The sequence below is a fragment of the Psychrobacter sp. genome, from assembly GCF_018260395.1.
Lineage (GTDB): Bacteria > Pseudomonadota > Gammaproteobacteria > Pseudomonadales > Moraxellaceae > Psychrobacter.
In genome coordinates this window covers 1-2,308 of sequence record NZ_JAGLBC010000219.1, presented here as the reverse complement: position 1 = coordinate 2,308, position 2,308 = coordinate 1, and the positions used below count along the sequence as shown (strand labels likewise).

The 2,308-nt window shown below is 40.2% G+C and carries 1 protein-coding gene; it reads left to right on the top strand.

Features of this window, described 5'->3' with window-relative positions; translation table 11 throughout:
* The first annotated feature begins 96 nt into the window (after nt 1-96).
* Nucleotides 97-2,289, top strand: a complete 2,193-nt coding sequence (locus QZ265_RS10615; protein ID WP_296405997.1) for an ATP-dependent helicase — start codon at nt 97-99, stop codon at nt 2,287-2,289.
* Nucleotides 2,290-2,308 lie beyond the last annotated feature (19 nt).

The following is a 2,308-nucleotide window of genomic DNA, read 5'->3' as shown; positions in this document are numbered from 1 at the left end:
TATTCTATTAAAATACCTTTTATGATAACCTTGATTCGGATGCTTTAAATGAATGCTTTAACTGACAGATATAAATGACTGATATGACTACATGTTATGACTGACACCTTATTTAATACCCAGCATTACACCTACCCTCATCTTGATGACAGCATCCGGCTTAAGATTCAGATATTACGTCAGTCTATCACTCGACTTGAAGCCAATCTTATTACTCCCGACTCTGTAAAACTGTTTAATGGTGCTGAGCCTTATGACGACCCAGTGCTTGGACACAGTTCCGTGGATTATGCTAGCGAGTTGAACCGTAGTCAGTTGTTAGCCGCTACTACCATTGATGGTAAAGTACTGGTTATTGCTGGGGCAGGCTCAGGAAAGACCAAAACCCTAACCTACCGCACCAGTTATCTAATCGAAAAAGGGGCTTCTCCGAGTAGTATTTTATTACTGACCTTTACCCGTAAAGCCGCTGATGAAATTAAAAATCGGGTTAAAAATCTATTGGCAGAGAGCCTCTTAGACAGCCATGCTTCGTCACATCTAAATGGGCTTAATCTTAACGCCATAACCAGTGGTACTTTTCACTCATTTTGTAATATGATTCTGCGCCGTTATTCTGGGTTATTGGGCATTAACCCTAAGTTCACTATTTTAGACACCAGTGACAGCGAAGATGCTATCGATTTAATCTGTAAAGAATCGGGTATTGTGCGCAGCAGCATGAAGCAGGCTTTTCCACGTAAAAAAACCTTGCAGAATTTAATTTCCACCTCGCGTAACCGGCGTATAAAGTTACATGATTTGATTGAAAGCGACTATCCTGATATCGCAATTCATATTGCTGACATCGAGCAGTTGGCAAAGAACTATCACAAATACAAACGCGCCAATCACCTGTATGACTTCGATGACATTATAAGCCAAGTGGTCAGCCATTTAAAAAACAACTTAAAGTTTCGTAAGCTAATTCAAGATACCTATCGCCATGTCATGGTGGATGAATACCAAGATACCAATTATCCGCAAAAGCAGCTTATTGATTATATTTGTGAGCCTGATAATGTATCGCTGATGGTAGTGGGTGATGACAATCAGAGTATTTATGCGTTTCGTGGTGCCAATTATGAAAACATTTTGTTATTTGGGAAAAGTTATCCAGAAGCGAAACTTATCAAGCTTGAACAAAACTACCGCAGTACGCCTGCTATATTAGAGTATGTCAATGCGCTGTCTAAACAGATTACCTTAGGCTATCAAAAGAACTTATTTTCAGACTTACCCGTGCAAGGCACTAAACCGGTGATGGCACGCCGCAGTAATGATAAAGAAGAAGCTAAGTTTATTGCTGACAAGATTATTGAGTTAAAGCCAGAGCTGGACTATAACGATTTTGCGGTGTTAAGTCGTACCTCGTTTCAATCCAACCAAATTCAACTTGAATTTATGGCGCGTTATATTCCATTTATAGTCGTCGGTGGCATTAAGTTTATTGAAAAGCGCCATATTAAAGATGTTCTAGCCTTGGTAAAAATCCTATATAATCCTAATGATTCTATTGCTTGGCACCGTATCTTAACGCTATTTAGAGGCATCGGTGAGGTGACTGCTACCAAAATCACTCAAGCGCTAAATAGTAACCCTGGCTCTTTTCAGCCTTTACTTGATCCTAAGCTGAATAAAAACAATGAGCAGCTCATCGAGTTGTATGGCGTTTTGAACAAAGCTGAGCAACAAGAAACAGTGGCTGAAACTTTAGATTTATTAATTGAGTTTTATTTACCGGTGTTAAGAACCGTTGAGGACAACTGGCGGGAGCGGGCAGAAGACTTCCGAGTGCTTAAGAACTTGGCGCGAGAACACAGTAGCTTAGATAACTTTTTAGAGAACTTAGCCCTTGATCCTCCCAATGACTCGGTTGCTGTGTTGTCCAATCCTGATAAAAAACAGCCGGATGCAGTGACCATTTCTACTATTCATAGTGCCAAAGGTCTAGAATGGCCAGTGGTTTTTGTCAATGCATTGGTCGATGGGCTTATGCCTCATCATCGTTCTGTAAGTGAGTTTGAAGCGTTGGAAGAGGAACGTAAGCTGTTTTATGTGGCTTGTACTCGTGCTAAAACCCATTTATATTTGACTGCGCCAGATTACTTTTCGAGCTTTGCCGGTTATTTTGATAAGGTATCGCGCTTTATAAGTGAAGTACCTAAAGAGACGGTAACTATTGATGTGAAAAAAACATTTAAATCGGAGCAAGGCGAGACTAAATCTGATGACCCTGAATGGTGGTAAATCGACAAATCGATTAAAA